Origin of the sequence: Ruminococcus sp. HUN007, assembly GCF_000712055.1 — a bacterium.
Lineage (GTDB): Bacteria > Bacillota > Clostridia > Oscillospirales > Ruminococcaceae > HUN007.
This window is the reverse complement of sequence record NZ_JOOA01000002.1, coordinates 3,022,669-3,043,340: the sequence shown is the minus strand read 5'-3', so window position 1 is coordinate 3,043,340 and position 20,672 is coordinate 3,022,669. Positions and strand designations below refer to the sequence as shown.

Genomic DNA, 20,672 nt, shown 5'->3' with positions numbered 1-20,672 from the left:
TTATAACGAATTTCGAAAGGACATGAAATAATGCCAATTACACAGTTACTTGAAAACAATGCGGCAAAGTTCAGCGACAAAACCGCACTTGTTGAAATAAATCCAGAAGTTACTGAAATGAGACGTGTTACATGGAAGGAATATGAACTCATTGAACAGAGCAGCGAAGAAACCTACCGCCGTGAGATCACATGGAGCGTTTTCAATGAAAAGGCAAACCGCTGTGCAAACCTTCTCATCAGCCGCGGTATCAAAAAAGGCGACAAAGTCGGAATACTCCTTATGAACGGTCTTGAATGGCTTCCTATCTACTTTGGAATTCTCAAGACAGGTGCTCTTGCCGTACCGCTCAATTACAGATACACTTCTTCCGAGATCAAGTACTGCCTCGATCTCGCTGATACAAACGCTATCATCTTCGGACCTGAATTCATCGGACGTATGGAAGAGATCGCTGAAGACATTCCGAAGGTAAAGCTGATATTCTACGTAGGCGACAACTGCCCTACATTTGCTGAAAACTATCTCCACCTTGCAGCCAACCATTCAAGTACAGCTCCTGATATCGAGCTTACAGATGAAGACGATGCTGCGATCTACTTCTCATCAGGTACAACCGGATTCCCTAAGGCAATTCTTCACAATCACGAAAGCCTTATGCATTCAGCGAGAGTTGAACAGAAACACCACGGTCAGACTGAAGATGATGTTTTCCTCTGCATTCCGCCTCTCTATCACACCGGTGCCAAGATGCACTGGTTCGGAAGCCTTATTTCCGGATCAAAGGCTGTGCTTCTTAAGGGCGTAAAACCAAAAACGATCATGAAAGCAGTTTCAGATGAAAAATGCACTATTGTATGGCTGCTTGTTCCGTGGGCACAGGATATTCTCGATGCCATCGACCGCGGCGAAATAAACTTAAGCGATTATGAAACATCGCAGTGGAGACTTATGCATATCGGCGCACAGCCTGTTCCTCCGAGCCTTATCAAGCGCTGGAAGGCTGTATTCCCGAATCATCAGTACGACACAAACTACGGCCTTTCCGAATCTATCGGTCCTGGCTGCGTACACCTTGGCGTTGAGAACATTCACAAGGTAGGCGCTATCGGCATTCCGGGCTACGGCTGGGAAGTACGTATTGTTGATGAAAACAGAAACACTGTAAAGAAGGGCGAAGTCGGCGAACTAGCTGTCAAGGGTCCGGGCGTTATGAAGTGCTACTACAAGAACCCTGAAGCTACTGCAGAAGTACTCGGCGACGGCTGGCTGTTCACAGGCGATATGGCTCAGGAAGATGAAGACGGTTTTATCTACCTTGTTGACAGAAAGAAGGACGTTATCATCAGCGGCGGTGAAAACATCTACCCTGTTCAGATTGAAGACTTCCTCCGTTCAAATTCAAAGATCAAGGACGTTGCAGTTATCGGCCTCCCGGATCACAGACTCGGCGAGATCACAGCTGCAATAATTGAGATCAAGCCTGAAATGGAATGTACCGAAGCAGAAATAGAAGAATTCTGCAAGGCACTCCCGAGATACAAGAGACCACACAAGATCATCTTTGCCGACGTTCCGAGGAACCCAACCGGCAAAATCGAAAAGCCGAAGCTTCGTAAGATCTACTGCGGCGAAAGCCTCGTAGCAGCACAGATCAAAAGCTGACCGCTAAAAAACTGTAAATATAACAAGTGCCGTATATCTGAATCATTCAGATATACGGCATGTTTTTGGTCATAAACTTTAGCTGCAGATTTTTTAAGTCAGACTCACTATAATACTAAACCTGCTGAAATAATATTAAAAGGTCAGATTATCCTGACTTATTATTTGTGTACCGGTTTTGTATCATATCTCCTGTTAATCCTTAATATTATCAAAGGTGCAATTAGTTGTAAACAGCTCATTAGTTTGTATAAACGTTAGAATTTAACAGTTAGATGGTTTTTTATAAGCTGCTCTGATCGCTCAGAGCAGCTCATTCTATATATAGCTTATAAATTATTCGCTAACATATGGAAGTAATGCAACGTGTCTTGCTCTCTTGATAGCCTTTGTGAGTTCACGCTGGTGGAATGCACAAGTGCCTGTTACACGTCTAGGAAGAATCTTAGCTCTTTCAGTCATGCACTTTCTGAGCTTTGCAACATCCTTGTAGTCGATAACTTCAACTCTGTCTACGCAGAATGAGCAAACCTTTTTACGAGGTCTCTTTGCATTACGAGGACTTCTTTCTCTGTCCTTTTCCTTTTCCATGATTAACCCTCCTCAACACTAAATTTTAAACCTGAACGAAAAATCGATTAAAAAGGAACGTCACCGTCACTCAGGATCTCTTCAAATTCACCTAAGTCACCGATCTGTACTGATTCATCCGGAGCTGGCTTTGCGGCCGGAGCATCCTGGTATGAAGGCTGCTGGAAATTACCTGAAGGAGCGCTCTGTGAAGCGGATTTTGATTCACCGAAGCTTACCTTATCAGCCTGAACTTCCATAGCGTAGTGCTTAACTCCGTTAGCGTCTGTGTAATCAGCATTACGAAGTGAACCTTCAACTATGATCATCTTGCCCTTGGAGAAATACTTGCTGACGAATTCAGCAGACTGTCTCCAGGCTACGATCGAAATGAAATCAGCCTGTCTTTCACCGCTGTTTGACTGATATCCTCTGTCAACTGCGATTCTGAAACGGCATACGGAAATGTTACTAGGAGTCTGTCTCAGTTCTGGATCTGCAACCAGTCTTCCCATGAGAATTACCTTATTAAACATAGTTCCTCCTTAAATTGCTTACTTAGCAACTGCAACAGTTACTAAAGAACGAAGTACGTTTTCGTTGATGTTAAGTCTTCTTTCGATTTCTACAGGGAAATCCGGTGTAGATTCGAAGTTGTAAAGAACATAATAACCTTCTGTTTCGTCTTCGATCTCGTAAGCGAGCTTACGCTTGCCCCATTCATCAACTGAAGTGAGAGTAGCGTGTCTTTCGATTGTACCCTTGTACTTTTCTACGAGTTCCTTAATTCCGTCTTCGCCAAGCTTTGTGTTGAAGATAACCATTAACTCATAATTTTCTTTGAGCTTTGCCATTTAACTGCACCTCCTTCTGGATTTCGCCCGCGACTAAGCACGAGCAAGGATAACAGTATCATTTTATCATATTGCATCAGTAATGTCAAGTGTTTTTTTTATGGAAACGCTGATTTATTCATAAATGAGCGTGGGGCTCCGTGTCGAATCCCCGGAAATACCACCTCCGGAAATCAGTGTTTCCTTAAAATTAACTGTACTGAGCGAGCAGTGTCATTACAAGAAGGATAAGTGAAACAAGCAGAAACTGGATAAGGAGCATGGTAATAATTCCTACGATGCTTATTCCGCCGCACTGACCGGCAAGCTGCTTGTACTTCAGATGTGTCGGAGAAACTTTACGAAGTCTCTTCAGTACGGTAAGTGAATAACGGAAATACAGCTCGTTGGCAAAAAGCCCGAAGCATACTTTCAGCGCTATATCGACCGCTCTTGTAAGGCTGAGCATTCCGTCAGTGAAGGCATGCGCTGCAGCATATCTGGCAAGCCCGTAATACTCAAGACCAGGCATACTGCCGTCAGCAAGGAGATTAATATAAAACGGTATTGCTATAAGTGTACGGAAAAGCATGATCAGCATTCCCGGAACAAACATTTTTCTTGCTGCACAGTAGTACTCAGGAAACAGAAACGCAGAAAGATTGACTGACATTTTAATATCAGAAAACTTCAGCCTTCTGAACGCGAGCATATAGTAAAGCCTGTTAAAGCCGACATAATCGGCCATGTCTCCGATAGTAACTCCTGAATCTTCGTCCATGACCTCATGCGGATCCATACCATAATATTTTTCAGTTATATCGACCTGGGTGAAAGTTACTTTATCATTGGAAAAATCTATTTTTTCGCACTCCCTGCCCTTTAATACAGTTCCGCAGTTGATGCATTTTTCTGCATTCTGATCATTCAGTACGGAACACTCAGGACAAATGGTCTTTATAATGTTTTCTTCCTTCTTTTTCTGTACAGCTTCTGCCATCCAGCTTCCGCCGGTCTCATGAAGTGCATAGTTTATACATTCGTTCTTTTCCATGTAGCAGCTTCTGTGATACGGAGTTCCGCATACAGGACACGCAACGATATCGTCACCGTCTTCAAATTTCTTTCGGCAGACGATACATTCCTCTCCGGTATAAGAAATCATTTTTCTCACTGTTCACCTGTGATCCGGGACAGCTTACAACACCTTCCTTTCAGAATATTAAGGGAAACACTGATTAAACCGGATATCCGGCTTCGCCGGATGTCCGGAAGCGGGATTTGCGGGGCTTCGCCCCGGACCCCCACGCTGATTTATGAATAAATCAGCGTTTCCTAAGAAATAAAAACAGCCGTAAACAAAGGAGTTACGGCTGATGATGATTCAAGGCACCTGTTTTACACTTTTTCGAGTGTGCCGTGTGAAAGTGACTTTAAATAAGCGTTTATAAATCCGTCAAGGTCACCGTCCATTACCCCGTCAACATTACCCGTTTCAAATCCTGTTCTGTGGTCCTTTACAAGTGTGTAAGGCATAAATACATAAGAACGGATCTGTGCTCCCCATGTGATCTCCTTCTGAACTCCCTTGATATCAGAGATCTTGTCAAGATGTTCACGTTCCTTGATCTCAATGAGCTTTGAACGGAGCATCTTCATACAGTAGTCCTTGTTCTGGAACTGGCTTCGCTGTGTCTGGCATGACACAACAATGCCTGTCGGCAGATGGATAAGTCGTACGGCAGATGATGTCTTGTTGATATGCTGACCGCCGGCACCGCTTGAACGGAACACTTCCATTTTGATGTCTTCCGGTCTGATGTCAACTTCGATGGTATCATCTATTTCCGGCATTATTTCAATAGCTGCAAATGATGTGTGTCTTCTGCCTGCCGCGTCAAAAGGTGATACACGTACAAGTCTGTGAACACCTGATTCTGACTTGAGGAATCCGTAGGCATTTGTACCTTCAACAAGAATTGAAGCACTCTTCATTCCGGCTTCGTCACCGTCAAGGTAGTCGAGAAGCTCAACCTTGAAGCCGTGTCTGTCGGCCCACTTGTTGTACATTCTGTAGAGCATTTCAGCCCAGTCCTGAGCTTCTGTTCCGCCCGATCCGGCGTGGAATGTGATAATGGCATTTGAATTGTCATATTCGCCTGTCATAAGTGTGGCAATTTTCTCTTCTTCAAGAAGTCTCTTGAATTCTTCGGCTTCAGCTTCGATTTCATCGTTTGAGCTGTCGTCGCCTTCCTCGATACAGAGTTCTGTCATTGTTATGAGGTCCTCAAGCATCTGTGAAAGCTTTCCGAATTTTTCTATTTTACTTTCAAGGCCTTTTACTGTCTGCATGGTTTTCTGTGATTTATCAACATCATCCCAGAATCCCGGCTGCTCAACCATCATCTGGAGTTCAGCCAGCTTTTCCTTAGCACTTTCTATCGCAAGCACATCGTGAAGCTCATCTATTTCCGGCCTGTAATTTGTAAGTTCCGCTTTAAGATCTTCTAATATAAGCATGGTAAATCCTTTCAAAAGTAACCTGTTTCATTCATACATAAATCAATTATACTATAAAAATGCAAATACTGCAATAGCTTTTTAATTTCATCGCCTTATATGCGTGTTTTTCTGTATTCACTCGGACTTGTTCCGGTCATTTCTTTAAACTGTCTGACAAAATGAGCGTAGTGATTGTATCCGCTCATCTGTGAGATTTCAACTGCGCTGAGTGAAGTGGTTTCAAGAAGCATGCACGCGTATTCTATCCTTGCTCTGATAATATCCTGAAAAAGCGTGACGCCGAAACATTTTTTATACAGGTGCTGGAAGCCTGACGTACTCATTCTGACTTCGTGGGCAGTTCCTTTCGCAGTTCGCGGCTCGTACGGTCTGCTGTAAATCCTGTTGCGCACAGTGGAAAGCACCTCGTAATAGTTTTCACGGCTTTCTTCGGCTATTTTCTCAGTGCACTCCCCTGCCTTGCTGAAAATAAGGAACATGCAGCAGCTTATGCTCTTATCGCGGTTCCTGTTGTCAGAGCAGAACTCAGTAGCGATCTTCTTGACACAGAAACTCAGAAAATTCATATCGGATACCTTTACCGGCTTTTCATATTCAAGTCCGAGTTTCAGAAATTCCTTTTCTTCATCTCCTTCAAACTGAAAATGTACCCAGTCATTCCTGAACGTTTCGCGGGGCACGCATCTGTAATACTGAGGAGTTCCCGAACGATAAACAAAAACAGAATTCTCAGGAACGGTAATATCCTTTCCGTCCACACTGAATATACCTTCTGTTTTAAGCAGTATAAGAAGATTGTCACCGCTGCCTTCCGGCCTTTCGATCCTGAAATCACTGTCATGGATATGATTGTAACCGGCATTGATAATTTTCATTTCACTTTATGCTCCTGTAAAAATTCAAGAATATCCGGAATGGATCCCGGCACCGGAAGATCCGGTCTGACCTGCGTTCCTGCCGATACGGCTTCAAAAATATTATAGACTATCAGCACAGGAACTGTCAACAGATTTTTCTGCTTGTAAACCGGATGGTTTTGGATTATAATAATACAGTGGCCAGTCAAAGATACGACTGTTCTATCATATAAGCCGGGTCTTTAAAAAGGCCGGGATAAGGAAGTGCATTTTTTGAAAAGACTCTTTAAATACCTTGACGGATACAGGAAATATCTTTTCCTGGGACCTTTTTTCAAGCTTCTCGAAGCTATATTTGAACTTATCGTTCCGCTCGTGACAGCTAAAATAATCGATATCGGTATAGCCGGCGGTGACACGGCATATATAAAACGAATGAGCGGAGTCATAATACTGCTCGGCTTCGCCGGACTTACCTTTGCTCTGATCTGCCAGTACTTCGCTGCAAAATGCGCATTCGGATTCGGCACAGCTCTCAGGAAGGCTCTCTACAGCCACATAAACTCGCTTTCAAGGACTGAAACAGACAAACTCGGTCCGGCAACACTTACAAACAGGCTCATAAATGACACCAATGCAGTTCAGACAGGTGTAAACATGGCCATAAGGCTCGGTACACGCGTGCCTTTCCTTATTATTGGTGCAGTGGTCATGGCCATGAGCCGTGACGTTAAACTCTCGCTTATTTTTCTTGTTACTGCTCCGCTGATCTCGTTCATAATATGGAAAATAATGAGTATTACTATTCCTATGTACCGGCAGAACCAGAAGAAACTTGACCGTATATCACTTCTGACCGGTGAAAACCTCGAAGGCATCAGGGTGATCCGTGCTTTTTCAAAGCAGGATGCAGAAAACAAAAGCTTCCGTGAAGCAACGGAAGATCTGAGCAGAAACGTGATCATGGCCGGAAGGATAGCAGCTGTACTGAATCCGCTGACTTTTATGATAATAAATCTGGCTGCAGCGGTCATCATCTGGTGCGGCGGCTTCAGAGTTGATTCCGGTGATCTTACGCAGGGCGATATCACTGCTTTCGTAAGCTATATGACCTCTATTTCCCTCGCCCTTATCGTACTTGCAAATCTTATCGGGATCTTCACCAAAGCCTTCGCTGCTACCGGAAGGATCTCTGAAATATTTGACATGACTTCATCGATGGCTGACGGAACGGAAAGCATAATTGAAAACGATGAGCCGGCACTTGAATTTGACCACGTAAATTTCAGGTATTCAGGTGCTTCCGAGGATTCGGTAACTGATATTTCATTTGCACTGAAAAAAGGCGAATCGCTTGGAATAATCGGCGGTACCGGAAGCGGAAAATCGACGATCGCATCACTTATACCCCGGTTTTATGACGTTACAGGCGGCGAGATAAGGATATTCGGAAAGAATATAAAGGAATACCGTCTTTCTGAAGTGCGGCGTTTTGCTGTATCCGTTCCGCAGAAAGCTGCCGTCATCTCCGGAACTGTTGCCGACAATATACGAATGGGCAGACCAGATGCGACGGATGACGAGATAATCGCAGCGCTCAAAACTGCTCAGGCCTGGGAATTCGTCAGTAAGCTTCCCGAAGGTATCAATTCCCCTGTTCAGCAGTTCGGACGCAACTTCTCCGGCGGCCAGAAACAGAGACTTACCATTGCCCGTGCAGTTATCTCGAAGCCGGCTGTACTCATCCTTGACGACAGCACAAGTGCTCTGGACATGCAGACCGATTATCTGCTGAGAAAGGCCATTTCGGAAGACCTTAAGGATACAAGCGTTATCATGATCTCACAGCGTGCAACTTCACTGAAGAACGCGGACAGAATAATCGTCATGGAAGACGGAAAATGCGAAGGTTCAGGTACGAATGACGAGCTTGAAAGCTCATCTCCTGTTTACCGCGAGATAATTGATATTCAGAAGGCAGGTGAATGACTGTGAAGACAATGAAAAGAATTTTCTCATACACTGCAGAATACAAAACAAATTTTGTTCTGGCAGTAATATTCGCGGTCATCGGTGTGGCCGGTTCACTGCTTGTGCCTATCCTCACTGGACGAGCAATAGACTATATATCCGGAAAAGGTGATGTCCAGTTCGGAAAGATCCTGCGGATACTCACAACACTGGCGGTATCGGTCGTTATAAGCAGCGTTTCACAGTGGATAATGGCTAAAAACTCAAACATACTTTCAAGTCTTACTGCCCGTGACATACGCGACCAGTACCTTGAAAAGCTCAGCCGTGTTCCTGTCGGATTTGTCGACAGCAGATCACGCGGAGACCTTATAAGCCGCGCCTCGGTTGACATAGAAACTGTCTCCGATGCTCTTACACAGGGATTCACGCAGTTTCTGACAGGGATCGTTACAATCGCCGGAACACTTATCTTCATGGTCTGCATCGATCTCAAGATCGCTCTTATCGTTATAGTGCTGACACCGCTCTCGCTTGCGGCAGCCTGGATAATAACCAAGCTTACCCACAACGCTTTTACCGATCAGTCCACAGTCCGCGGAAATCTTTCGGGACTTGCCGACGAGATGATAAAAAACCAGAACCTTGTGGAGGCATTTGACTACAGCGCTGAATCCCAGAGAAGGTTCGAAGCAATAAATGACAGGTTCGGTTCAGCCGGACTTAAAGCCACCTTCCTCTCTTCAATGACCAATCCTGTAACACGCTTTATAAACGGTATTATTTATGCGCTTGTGGGAATGTTCGGGGCCCTCAGCGTTGTAAAAGGACGCATCACAGTCGGTACACTTGTAAGTTTTCTTTCGTACGCCAACCAGTACACCAAACCTTTCAATGAGATCTCCGGCGTAGTTTCCGAACTTCAGAACGCTCTTGCATCAGCTGAACGTATATTTGCAGTCATCGACTCCGAAGACGAGGAGCCGGACGAGGGAAAACCTCTCCTTGAAGATCCCGACGGATCGGTCCTGTTTGACAACATAAGCTTTTCATACGTCCCGGAAAAACCGCTTCTCCGCAATATAACCATCGACGTGAAGCCGGGTCAGCGCGTCGCTATCGTCGGTCCGACCGGATGCGGCAAGACCACACTTATCAATCTTCTAATGAGATTTTATGACACAACAAACGGAAATGTAGTCATTTCAGGAAAGAACGTACGTGACGTGACCAGGGACAGTCTCCGTTCCTGCTTCGGAATGGTGCTTCAGGAGACATGGCTTTTCAGCGGCTCAATACGCGAAAATATCTCCTACGGCAAACCGGATGCCACTGAAGATGAGATAATAAAAGCAGCAAAGGCAGCCCACGCTCACAGCTTTATAAAACGTCTCCCGGACGGATACGACACAGTGATCGGTGAAAACGGCGGCAGCCTTTCACAGGGTCAGAAACAGCTGCTCACCATCGCAAGAATAATGCTCACCGACCCGCCTATGCTCATTCTTGACGAAGCTACCAGCAACATAGATATCCGTACTGAAGTAAAGATACAGAAAGCCTTTGAGGAACTTATGAAGGGAAAAACAAGCTTCATAATCGCTCACAGACTTTCCACCATCAGAAACACCGACATGATACTCGTAATGCGCGACGGAAATATCGTTGAACACGGTAACCACAAAGAACTTATCGCCCGGAACGGTTTCTACAGGCAGCTCTACGAGGCAGCATCAGCAAGTAAATAAAGCAGCAGCCCGCATCACAAATGAAACAGTGAGGCGGGCTGTTGTTTTTACAATATCTGTTTATCCCCTTTACCCGATAAGATATGCGTCATCAGGTGTGTAGCGTTTATCATTTTTTATGATCATCCAGTCAGTGATATCTTCGATCTGGTAATTTCCGATATCGCCTTTTTTAATGCCCTTTACATAATACGGATCCTGTGTGAGCTCGCAGATGAAGAGATCCTTGTACTTGCCTCTGCTTATGCTCTTAAGGTCGAACCAGATGTGTTCGCGCTGTGTATCCGGATCATCGTCCGGGTCACGGAATTCCTTATCCATGTGCAGGCCTATCTTCATCATGATGTGGATATCAGGATCTTTCAGGGCTTCCGCGTCCATTACAAATCCTATACGTTCCTGTGCAAGGCTTCTCATACGGGCTGTTTCTGTACTCGATATCATGAACATGGTGTTGTGTCCCAGATAATCATCAAGTTCCTGAACTTTTGAAAGATTATGTTCCTTCACATCATCAGGCGTAAGATACAGCATTATTGCCTCGGTACCTTCAGCATGATAGTCATCTCTGTCCTCTGATTTTCCGAGCTCCGCTTCCGGATAGTATTCCAGTGCATCCGTCCAGTCGGTCAGAGTCGCTACCATAGGTATTTTGTCCGTCATCCAGGCAAGGAACACAGGTTCGTATTTTTCTGGTCTTTCCTCGTTTTCGATCATTCTTATCGCAAAAGTCTCTATGATGGAATAGTGGCTCTGGCACATCTCCCTGTTACTGCACAGTATCTCAAGATCCGGAAGTCCGCATCTTTTCAGTCCGTGTGAATGGAGCCAGACTTCATCGGAGGAACCGCTTACAGCCTGTACCGTAAAGAGATATCTCGGTGCAGGCGGAACGGAAGACTCGGCTGCAAGTTTTATCCATTTACCGGAAAGAAGCTTTTCCGAAGGATGGTCTATGACAGCAAGCGCATCCGGAACAAGACAGTTTATGATCTTCAGCTGATCGTGATAGCTGGCAAGGAAACTGTCCGTATAGATTATTTCCACATCAAGACCTGTTTCTATCTTTTCGATCTTCTGAAAATCAAGATCCGTGAAGAAGTGTGCCATGCGATAGAACTGCGGTATCTCGATCCCGGAATACGCAAGCATTACAACGTATTCTCTCGACTCGATACGGATTGGGATCTTCAGCGGTGAATTATCCGCGTTTACATCGTATTCAGAACTGGATACGATTATTTCCCTGCTCTGACGTATCCTCTCCAGAAGCTTTTCCGGAGCGATATCATGCGGATCAGCAGGTATTACTGTCATAAGTGATGATTCTTTCATATTTTCCTTTCCCTGTTTACAGTTATATTTTCGAATAGCCGAAGCTGTTTACTATGGCATCGATCTTAACGCCGTTCTTACACAGTTCACAGTCTTCCGGACGAACGCTTGAATAGGCAGGTATGTCATCGTGGCCGAAAATGTGATGTATCGTCAGGCCGCGCACATTGTCCACGTCGCTGAAGATAGCAACTGCCGCCATAAGCTTGCCTCCGTAGTAGCCAAGGCACTCGGCTGTCTGAACGATACTCTTGCCTGATGATACTGACGAAACCAGAAGCAGAACGTTTCTGTCCCTTACAAACGGCTGCAGATTGTCCCTGAGAATGATCTGATTGTTTGAGTCGTACTCCGGTGAGATCACTCTTATGTCGTTTCCGGAATTGATACCGTGAAAGCCTTCAGATAGTTCTTCGGCAAGGAATGCCCCTATCATCTCGGTGCCCTCGACACAGATGATGGTATCGACCGGTATGCATCCGTTGATCCTTCCGGCAAGATCCTTTGCCGCTTCCTTTGCTGACTTGAAGTCACTCTTGATCCCGCTGAGATCAATGTATGAGCTTACATGCGAATGGCTTGTGGCGAAGTGTCCGCTCATAACATCAAAGCTTAAACGTCTGTTCTGTCTTGCAGTAATTCTTGTTTTTCTATCTTCCATGATCATATTTCCTTTCCCGCCGGCCGTAACGTAAGAAAAAAGGGAGCGAAGCTCCCTTTTGTTAGCCCCGTATTAACCTGACGATCATAAAATCCCACCGGCTGTACGCCGGATCTTACCTAAACTATCGTTCCGCCGCCAAGCACCCTGTCCCCGTCATAGAAAACGACTGCCTGACCGCTTGTTACCGCACGCTGCGGAGTGTCGAAAACCACCCTTACACGTCCGTCCGGAAGCATCGATATTGTCGCCGGTGAATCGGCACAGTTGTAACGCGGCTTTGCTGTAACGCGTACCTCGCCTTCGATACCTGACACGGACATGAAATTCACATCTTCGGCAATCAGCTCAGATGTAAAAAGGTCTTCGTTTGAACCGAGCACAACTGTATTGCTTCCGGAGTCCTTCCTTACAACAAAGGCAGGCTTTCCGAGCGCAATACCGAGTCCCTTGCGCTGTCCTATGGTATAGTTTATTATTCCCTTATGTTTCCCGAGAACGTTTCCCTGCATATCAGTAAAGTCCCCTTCAGTACTTCCCCTGTCTGTATGCTTTTTAATGAATTCTGCATACTTTCCGTCCGGAACGAAACAGATGTCCTGACTGTCCGGCTTACGGGAATTTACAAGGCCTGCTTCCTCCGCTATCTTTCTTACTTCAGTCTTTTCATAACCGCAGAGCGGAAAAAGCGTCTTTTCAAGCTGATGCTGCGTGAGACTGTAGAGTACATAGGTCTGATCCTTTGACCTGTCGGCCGGTCTCTTAAGATACCAGCGTCCGGTCTCCTCATCGTATTCCTTCAGAGCATAGTGCCCTGTCGCAATAAAATCAAACCCAAGCTCTTCCGCTCTTTTCAGCATCTTATCGAACTTGATATGCCTGTTGCATTCGATACACGGATTAGGTGTACGTCCTGAAATATAGCTGTTTATGAAGTTATCTATTACAAACTCACTGAAAACATCGCGAAAATTGAAAACCAGATGTTCAAATCCGAGTTTATAGGCAACGGCTCTTGCATCTTCGACATCGGAAAGCGAGCAGCACGTTCTTGTCTCAGTTTCAACGATGTCTTCTGACGCAAACATCTTCAGCGTAACCCCGGTAACATCATATCCGCTGTCCTTAAGTACCTTCGCTGCCACAGAGCTGTCTACTCCGCCGCTCATGCCGACCAGTACCTTTGCCATGAAATGATCTCTCCTTACCTTTTCAGGGTATTATAACAGTGAACGCAAAAATCCTGCGTCCGCTGTAATTTATCAGGATAATGTAATATCAGAGCAGTATGCGTTCGTCACAGAATTCGCATTCTGCAATATCTCCTGATTTTATAAAGCTCTTAGGCAGATATTTTTCTGCATGTGTAATACATCTTGGATTTGTGCACTTTGTGCTGTTTAAAATATCACCTTTGAGAAGCTGAACTGTATCCTTGTTCTCGATCATTGTGAGGACAAGAGCCATACGTACGTAAACGCCGTACTTTGTCTGCTTGAAGTAAAGTGCTCGGCTGTCTTCGTCAACGTCCATTGTGATCTCGTCAACTCTCGGAAGCGGATGGAGAACGATAAGGTCGCTCTTGCCGAGGTTAAGCTTCTTTCTGTCGAGAACGTAAACATTCTTCTGAGCTTCGTATTCTTCGACCGACGCAAAACGTTCAGACTGTATTCTTGTCATGTAGAGAACGTCAAGTTCAGGAATTGTTTCCTCAAGTGATGATACTTCCTTATATTCACAGCCGTGTGAGCTGAGAATGTCCTTGACATACTGAGGAACCATAAGCTCAGGTGTTGAGATGAAAATGAACTTATTGTCAGGATAGCATGAAAGTGCCTTGCAGAGTGAATGAACTGTTCTTCCGTTGAGAAGATCACCGCACATACCGATGGTAAGACCGCTGAGTCTGCCCTTTTCCATTGTAAGGGTAAGCATGTCTGTAAGGGTCTGTGTCGGATGGAGATGTCCGCCGTCACCTGCGTTGATGACCGGACATTCTGCTGTAAGAGCAGCAGCCTTTGCAGCACCCTCAAGAGGATGACGAATTACAAGAACGTCTGAATATCCGCTTACTATCTTTGTTGTATCTTTAAGGTTTTCGCCCTTTGATACTGAAGAAGTAGCCGGATTGTCAAATCCGATAAGAGATCCGCCGAGTCTGAGCATAGCTGTCTGGAAAGACATCTGAGTTCTTGTTGACGGCTCGTAGAAAAGTGTACCCATTACCTTGCCGCTGCAGGCACCTTTGTATCTGCCGGGATTTGTGTAGATATCCTTTCCGAGTGCTATGACCCTGTTCCACCATGAAACAGGATAATCATCAAGATCAATTAAATGCTGCATATCAATTATTTCTCCTTAAATATATTTTACTTAAACAGTTCTTCAAGTCCCGTTTTAAGCATATTTACTTTCACTGTCGAAAAATACATCATACCAGATAAGAAATGAGAATACTGTCCATATCTTTCTGCTGTTGTCGCGTACTCCGGCCTTATGGTCGTCAAGAAGCTTAACGAGCACATCAGTATTGAAATACTTTTTCGAATTTTCTGAAGTGAACTTTTCCTTCACAATGCCGTAGTACTTTTCCTCGCGGAGCCATACTCTTATCGGAACCGGGAATCCCAGTTTCTTCTTGGCTGCTGTCTTTGCTGTCTGAGGAGGAGTATCCTTTTTAGCGGCTTTCCTCATTGCGTACTTTGTGATGTACTTCGTCTTTTCATCGGTAAATTCTTTTCTTGTGACCCTGTACCTTACCGGGATCTTTTCGGCAAGCTTCATAACTTCCTTATCAAGGAACGGAACGCGGAGTTCAAGCGAGTTTGCCATGCTCATGCGGTCGGCCTTAAGGAGAATGTCCCCTGCCATCCACATGTGAAGATCAAGGTACTGCATTTTAGTCACGTCATCCTTGCCCTGTACCCTGTCGTAGAAAGGCGCGGTAAGTGCCTGAGGAAGCGGAGCATCTGTCTTTACTGCAAGAAGGGCTTTTCTTTCCGCAGGAGAGAACATGTAGGCGTTGCCTATGAAACGTTCTTCAATGGTCTTTCCTTTTCTGATGAAGAAATTAAGTCCGCGGCGTGCAGGAAGTTTGCTGCAGAGCTTTCCTATCTCTTTTCTGATGCCCATAGGAACTTTGTCATAGACCGTTCCGCCCGGCTCGCTGTAGACGTTGTAACCGCCGAATATCTCATCCGCACCTTCGCCTGAAAGCACTACCTTAAGCTTTTCCGAAGCAATATTGCATACAAAGTAGAGCGCTACTGCCGACGGATCAGCAAGAGGTTCGTCCATGTGATACTGGATCTTCGGAAGAATGTCCCAGTATTCCTCAGGTGTGATGACTTTGCTGGTGTTTTCCTTTCCGATAGCCTTTGAAAAGTTCTTCGCCCAGCCTATTTCGTTATATCTTTCGTCGGTACCGAATCCGACTGTAAATGTCTTGTCAACGTTTGCTATTGCGGCAACATAGCTTGAATCAACGCCGCTTGAAAGGAAGCTTCCGACTTCAACGTCACTCACCTTGTGGGCTTCGACTGAGTCGTGCATAACGTCAGAGATCCTGTTTACCCATTCATCAAGTTCAGGTTTTTCATCGGCGTCGAAGTTTATCTCCCAGTAACGTTCACGTCTGAATCCTTCTGAATTCTTTATGAAATAATGGGCCGGAGGAAGTCTGAAAACGCCGTTGAAGAATGTTTCTTCCGCCGGTGAATACTGGAATGTAAGATAGTTTTCCAGTGCCGTTTCGTTGAGTTCCTTTCTGAATGAAGGATGTTCAAGAAAACTTTTTATCTCGGAGCCGAAGATGAATGCTCCGTCCATTTCCGCATAGTAGAGAGGCTTTATTCCGAAAAAATCCCTTGCGCCGAAGAGTTCCTTTTTCTTCTTGTTCCAGATAACAAATGAAAACATACCTCTGAGTTTCGGAAGAAGATCCTTTCCGTATTCCTCGTAGCCGTGAATAAGAACCTCTGTATCTGAATTGGTAGAAAATGTGTGACCCGCCTTAACGAGTTCTTCTCTTATCTGCCTGTAGTTATATATCTCGCCGTTGAAGACGATAACGAGTGATCCGTCCTCATTGTACATTGGCTGTGCTCCGGCATCAAGGTCGATGATGCTGAGTCGTCTGTGACCCAGTGCAATGCCGTCATCTATGTACTGACCCTCTCCGTCAGGTCCGCGGTGCCTGATCCTTTCCATCATTTTTTTTAAGACAACATTTGCGTTGTCCACCGTGTTGGTAAAACCTACATATCCACACATAAAAGCACCCTCCGGTAACCGTGCCAAAATCAATTTTAACTCTTAATAATTATACTATACTACTCAAAAATATGCAATACTGAATTGACCACATAACGTCATGCAGTGTGCATTAATTCACCGCTGTTACAGCATTCCGGGTCAAAACAAAAAATGCCGCACTCCCCCGTTAAAAAGAGGAATGCGACATTGCATTTTTATATTGTTGTTTTAATTATTTAACAAGTTCAAGTGTATCTCTTGCGATGAGAAGTTCTTCGTTTGTAGGAACTACCCATACCTGAACCTTTGAAGCCTCTGTTGAGATCTTCTTCAGTTCGCCGCGGCACTTGTTGAGTTCCTTATCGATCTCGATTCCGAAGAAGCTCATGTCCTCACATGCACCTTCACGAACTTCAGGAGCATTTTCACCGATACCGCCTGTGAAGATAACAGCGTCAAGACCGTTCATTGCAGCAGCGAATGAACCGATGTACTTCTTGATCTGGTATGTGAGCATTTCAGATGTGATCTTTGCTCTTTCGTTGCCTTCGTTTACAGCCTTCTGGATGTCACGGTTGTCGCTTGAAACGCCTGAAAGGCCGAGGAAACCTGACTTCTTGTTGAGGTAATCGCTCATTTCAGAAGCTGAAAGGCCGAGCTTGTTCATGATGTATGTAACTGCAGAAGCGTCGATGGCACCTGATCTTGTACCCATGATAAGACCGTCAAGAGGTGTGAAGCCCATTGTTGTATCAACTGACTTGCCTGCGTTTACTGCTGTGATTGATGAACCGTTGCCGAGGTGGCATGAAACGATCTTGAGATCCTCAGGCTTCTTTCCGAGTGTTTCAGCCAGCTTTGCTGTTACGAAACGGTGTGATGTACCGTGGAAGCCGTACTTACGAACGTGGAGATCCTTGTAGCATTCATAAGGAACACCGTACATGTACGCTTTTGCCGGCATTGTCTGGTGGAAACCTGTATCGAATACTACTACCTGCTTAACGTCAGCAGGAATAACCTTCTTACATGCACGGAGCGCAAGTGCGTGAGCGTGGTTGTGTACAGGAGCGAGGTCTGCAAGGCCGTCGATCTGGTCGATAACTTCGTCTGTTGCGATGCATGTCTTTGAGAATACTTCAGCACCCTGCACGATTCTGTGACCTACTGCTGAGATCTCGTCCATTGACTTGATAACTGAAGCTTCACCAGTTGTGAGAACTTCAACGAGCTTTTCAAAAGCTTCTGTATGTGTCGGGAAATTACAGTCTGTGTCAACTGTTCTTCCGTCAAATGTTTTATGTGAAATGTGACCGCCGATTCCGATTCTGTCGCAGTTACCCTTTGCGATAACTGATTCGTCAGTCATATCGATAAGCTGATACTTAAGTGATGAGCTTCCGGCATTGATTACTAAAATTTTCATTATATCCGTTCCTTTCAGATTTAAATTATTTTGAACGTCAGAACACTGGTCTGACTTCTCATTATAAAATCGCCTGGAAAGATGTTTTCAAATATTATATCAAACAAAAATCCAATTATTTATTATATACCTTATCTGTCCTTTTTTCAAGTCTTTTTCATCAAAATCTGCTTTTTAAACAAAACCAAAGTCTATCCTTAAGTATTTACACTACATTCAATTTATGTTATAATTAAATGTACAGTATTTTATCGGGAGGACGATCTGATGAAGGTTGCAGGTATAGTTTGTGAATACAATCCTTTCCACAACGGACACAAGTATCATATCAGAAAAACAAGAGAAAACGGAGCAACACACATCGTAGCGGTAATGAGCGGAAATTTTGTGCAGCGCGGTGATGTTGCGATAATGGACAAATTTGAAAGAGCCAGAATAGCTGTTCAGAACGGAGTCGACCTGGTCATCGAACTTCCCGTCCCATATGTCCTTTCAAGCGCAGAAGGCTTTTCAAGAGCGGCTATGTACATCTTCAATTCTCTCGGATGTGTTGATGAACTTTCATTCGGAAGCGAATGCGGGGATCTCGAAAAGCTTATCGAAGCGGCTCATGCCACTATCAAAGTAGCTGACACTCCGGAACTGAAATATATGCTCGACAACGGTGCTTCATTCCCGGCTGCTGTTCAGGAACTTGTTGAACAGAATTACGGCAAGGCAATGAGCGATCTGCTCGAAGTGTCAAATGCCAACAATATTCTCGCTATCGAATACATCAAAGCAATTTCATTCCTCAACTCTAAAATAGTACCGTTTACTGTAAAGAGGAAAAATGCAGGGCATGACGACATCAATGTAAAGGAAAACTTCGCAAGTGCTTCTTTTATCAGACAGAACGTTACAGATATAAACTATTCAGATCTTATGCCTGCAGACAGCTTCAAGACTCTGTCAGAAGCTGTACGTACCGGAAAATATGCCTCAATGGCTAATCTTGAAAAAGCTATCATGTACAGCATGCGTACTACTTCACCTGCAAAGCTCCGCGAAGTTCCTGATGTTGCACAGGGCCTTGAGAACCGTATTTTTGAAGCAAGAACAGCTTCCACGGTATCTGAAATGATGGACATGATCAAAAACAAACGCTATACACTTGCAAGGATCAGAAGGATCATTCTCTGTTCGATACTCGGCATAACTACCGACGACCTGAAAACACCTCCGGTTTACGCAAGAATACTTGCGGTAAATGAACGCGGAACGGATATTCTCCACAAGGCAAAGGAAAAATCACGTATTCCGATGGGTACATCCCTTGCAAGACTCAGCGAGATCAACGCAGTTGCAAAAAGGCTTGCTGAACTCGAGTCATTCTCAACAGACATATACAACCTCGCACTTGGTGTGCCTGACCCTGTCGGCACAGATTACCGTGCAAAAGTAAGCGTTGTTCCGAACATCAAGAACAGCCAGAACATTCCGCTCTGATATGATAAAGGGCGTAATTTTCGACATGGACGGTACTCTTATCGATTCCATGCAGAGCTGGTCGGAATGTGACCGCAGATTCCTGAAGGAGAACGGCATCGATCCGCCGCCGGGCATATCGGAAGTAATGAAAACACTCAGCATGGAGGAATGTGCCCGTTACTTTATAGATCTCGGCGTAAAAATGGAACCGCAGAAGATAACCGACCGTATTGAGGAAATGGTTCTTGATGAATATTCGACTTCCATTCCGCTTAAAGATTATGTCACAGAAACTCTGGACACGCTTGACCGTTACGGAATACCGTACTGCATTGCCACAGCAAACTACCGTACGCTGACGGACACAATACTAAAGCGTTTCGGAATATATGACCGGTTTAAATTCATATACACCTGCGAGGAAAACGGAATAAAGAAAGACGATCCGGAATTCTTCGGAAAGGTATGTGCTCTGCTCGGAACGGAAAAAGAAAGCACAGCAGTTGTCGATGACGCGCTCCACTGCATCGAATCTGCCGGAAACGCCGGATTTTTTGCAGCCGCCGTATTCGACAAAGGAAACGCAGACTGGGAAAAAACTTCCGCTGCCGCAGACATTGCATTTGACGATCTGCACGGATTTACCGAATTCATAAAAGCGCAGCACCAAGGAAAGAATGTGATTTAATGAAAACAGAACAGATATTGAATAAAATCGAACGCAGATTCCGGAAATACTATATTCCCGGACTTATGGGCTATGTCATATTCGGAATGGTGATAGTATTTATAATGGATGCGATCATCTGTCCGATGACCGGCAGACAGCAGCTGTACCCGTTTATTCAGTTTTCACGCAGTGCTATTATGCACGGACAGGTATGGAGACTGGTATCATTCGTTTTTGAACCTATAACCTACAGTCCGTTTTTCTTTATATTCACGATGTACTTCTACTGGATGATAGGAGATGTCCTCGAAAACAACTGGGGGTCATTCCGGTTCAACCTGTATTTTTTCACATCGCTGCTGGGAGCTATCATCGCCGGATTCATCACCGGAACTGTAGACAACTACTACATGATGCTTACCATGTTCCTTGCATTTGCAGTAATCGCGCCTGATATGCCTATACTTCTGTTCTTCTTTATTCCGGTAAAGATCAAATACATAGCATACGTCGATGCTGCAGTACTCCTGATCTCCTTCATATTAGCAGGCTTTTCCGGAAAAATAGCCATCCTGCTCTCAGTAATAAACTTCCTCCTCTTCTTCGGCGAAGCATTTATGGTAAGAGCAAAAATGAGGATAAATCACTGGAAGTTCAAAATGAAGAACAGAAGATAAGTTTATTTTATC

General features: G+C 44.8%; 17 protein-coding genes and 1 pseudogene. 6 read left to right on the top strand and 12 right to left on the bottom strand.

Features of this window, described 5'->3' with window-relative positions; genetic code table 11:
- Positions 1-30: 30 nt before the first annotated feature.
- Complete coding sequence (locus CC97_RS17275; protein WP_044976592.1) at positions 31-1,665, top strand: class I adenylate-forming enzyme family protein; 1,635 nt, start codon at positions 31-33, stop codon at positions 1,663-1,665.
- A gap of 336 nt (positions 1,666-2,001) precedes the next feature.
- On the opposite strand, the gene rpsR is transcribed toward CC97_RS17275, so the two are convergent.
- From rpsR to CC97_RS17245, 6 genes are all read right to left on the bottom strand, one after another.
- Complete coding sequence (rpsR, locus tag CC97_RS17270; RefSeq protein ID WP_044976590.1) at positions 2,002-2,256, bottom strand: 30S ribosomal protein S18; 255 nt, start codon at positions 2,254-2,256, stop codon at positions 2,002-2,004.
- Between the two features lie 47 nt (positions 2,257-2,303).
- A complete protein-coding gene (locus CC97_RS17265; protein ID WP_044976588.1) occupies positions 2,304-2,771 on the bottom strand; it encodes a single-stranded DNA-binding protein in 468 nt (155 codons plus the stop codon).
- Between the two features lie 18 nt (positions 2,772-2,789).
- Positions 2,790-3,089, bottom strand: coding sequence for a 30S ribosomal protein S6 (gene rpsF, locus CC97_RS17260; protein ID WP_044976586.1), 300 nt, complete (start codon positions 3,087-3,089; stop codon positions 2,790-2,792).
- A gap of 190 nt (positions 3,090-3,279) precedes the next feature.
- Positions 3,280-4,233, bottom strand: a complete 954-nt coding sequence (locus CC97_RS17255) for an RING finger protein (protein ID WP_044976584.1) — start codon at positions 4,231-4,233, stop codon at positions 3,280-3,282.
- Between the two features lie 233 nt (positions 4,234-4,466).
- Positions 4,467-5,588, bottom strand: coding sequence for a peptide chain release factor 2 (prfB, locus tag CC97_RS17250; protein WP_044976582.1), 1,122 nt, complete (start codon positions 5,586-5,588; stop codon positions 4,467-4,469).
- Between the two features lie 95 nt (positions 5,589-5,683).
- Positions 5,684-6,466, bottom strand: coding sequence for an AraC family transcriptional regulator (locus CC97_RS17245; protein ID WP_044976580.1), 783 nt, complete (start codon positions 6,464-6,466; stop codon positions 5,684-5,686).
- A gap of 255 nt (positions 6,467-6,721) precedes the next feature.
- Here CC97_RS17245 and CC97_RS17240 point away from each other — a divergent pair, with 255 nt between their 5' ends.
- A complete protein-coding gene (locus tag CC97_RS17240) occupies positions 6,722-8,437 on the top strand; it encodes an ABC transporter ATP-binding protein (protein ID WP_044976578.1) in 1,716 nt (571 codons plus the stop codon).
- Positions 8,434-10,167 carry an ABC transporter ATP-binding protein gene (locus CC97_RS17235; RefSeq protein ID WP_049963009.1) on the top strand — a complete coding sequence of 578 codons (1,734 nt, stop codon included), beginning with the start codon at positions 8,434-8,436 and terminating at the stop codon, positions 10,165-10,167. Before CC97_RS17240 ends, CC97_RS17235 begins: the two co-directional genes overlap by 4 nt.
- A gap of 69 nt (positions 10,168-10,236) precedes the next feature.
- Here the strand turns inward: CC97_RS17235 and CC97_RS17230 are convergent, their stop codons facing one another.
- The 6 genes and pseudogenes from CC97_RS17230 to CC97_RS17205 all read right to left on the bottom strand — a co-directional run bounded on the left by CC97_RS17230 (position 10,237) and on the right by CC97_RS17205 (position 17,843).
- A complete protein-coding gene (locus CC97_RS17230; RefSeq protein WP_044976576.1) occupies positions 10,237-11,502 on the bottom strand; it encodes a DUF4026 domain-containing protein in 1,266 nt (421 codons plus the stop codon).
- A gap of 22 nt (positions 11,503-11,524) precedes the next feature.
- Complete coding sequence (locus CC97_RS17225) at positions 11,525-12,163, bottom strand: hypothetical protein (RefSeq protein WP_044976574.1); 639 nt, start codon at positions 12,161-12,163, stop codon at positions 11,525-11,527.
- Between the two features lie 119 nt (positions 12,164-12,282).
- A pseudogene (gene mnmA, locus CC97_RS17220) lies at positions 12,283-13,362 on the bottom strand (tRNA 2-thiouridine(34) synthase MnmA); the annotation flags it as partial.
- Between the two features lie 79 nt (positions 13,363-13,441).
- On the bottom strand, positions 13,442-14,506 hold the full coding sequence (pyrB, locus tag CC97_RS17215) for an aspartate carbamoyltransferase (protein ID WP_044976570.1): 1,065 nt from the start codon (positions 14,504-14,506) through the stop codon (positions 13,442-13,444).
- Positions 14,507-14,560: 54 nt separating this feature from the next.
- Positions 14,561-16,435, bottom strand: coding sequence for an asparagine synthase (glutamine-hydrolyzing) (gene asnB, locus CC97_RS17210; RefSeq protein ID WP_044976568.1), 1,875 nt, complete (start codon positions 16,433-16,435; stop codon positions 14,561-14,563).
- 214 nt (positions 16,436-16,649) lie between these two features.
- Complete coding sequence (locus tag CC97_RS17205; protein ID WP_044976566.1) at positions 16,650-17,843, bottom strand: acetate kinase; 1,194 nt, start codon at positions 17,841-17,843, stop codon at positions 16,650-16,652.
- A 267-nt stretch (positions 17,844-18,110) separates the two neighbouring features.
- Between CC97_RS17205 and CC97_RS17200 the strand changes: the two genes are divergently transcribed.
- The 3 genes from CC97_RS17200 to CC97_RS17190 are packed head-to-tail and all read left to right on the top strand — an operon-like array spanning position 18,111 to position 20,660.
- The gene (locus CC97_RS17200) at positions 18,111-19,331 is read left to right on the top strand and encodes a nucleotidyltransferase family protein (RefSeq protein ID WP_044976564.1); all 1,221 of its coding nucleotides are present in this window, start codon (positions 18,111-18,113) and stop codon (positions 19,329-19,331) included.
- Position 19,332: 1 nt separating this feature from the next.
- Positions 19,333-20,001 (top strand): HAD family phosphatase, encoded by a 669-nt coding sequence (locus CC97_RS17195; protein WP_049963008.1) that lies wholly within the window; start codon positions 19,333-19,335, stop codon positions 19,999-20,001.
- The gene (locus CC97_RS17190; RefSeq protein WP_044976562.1) at positions 20,001-20,660 is read left to right on the top strand and encodes a hypothetical protein; all 660 of its coding nucleotides are present in this window, start codon (positions 20,001-20,003) and stop codon (positions 20,658-20,660) included. The genes CC97_RS17195 and CC97_RS17190 overlap by 1 nt, the downstream gene beginning before the upstream one ends.
- Positions 20,661-20,672: the final 12 nt, after the last annotated feature.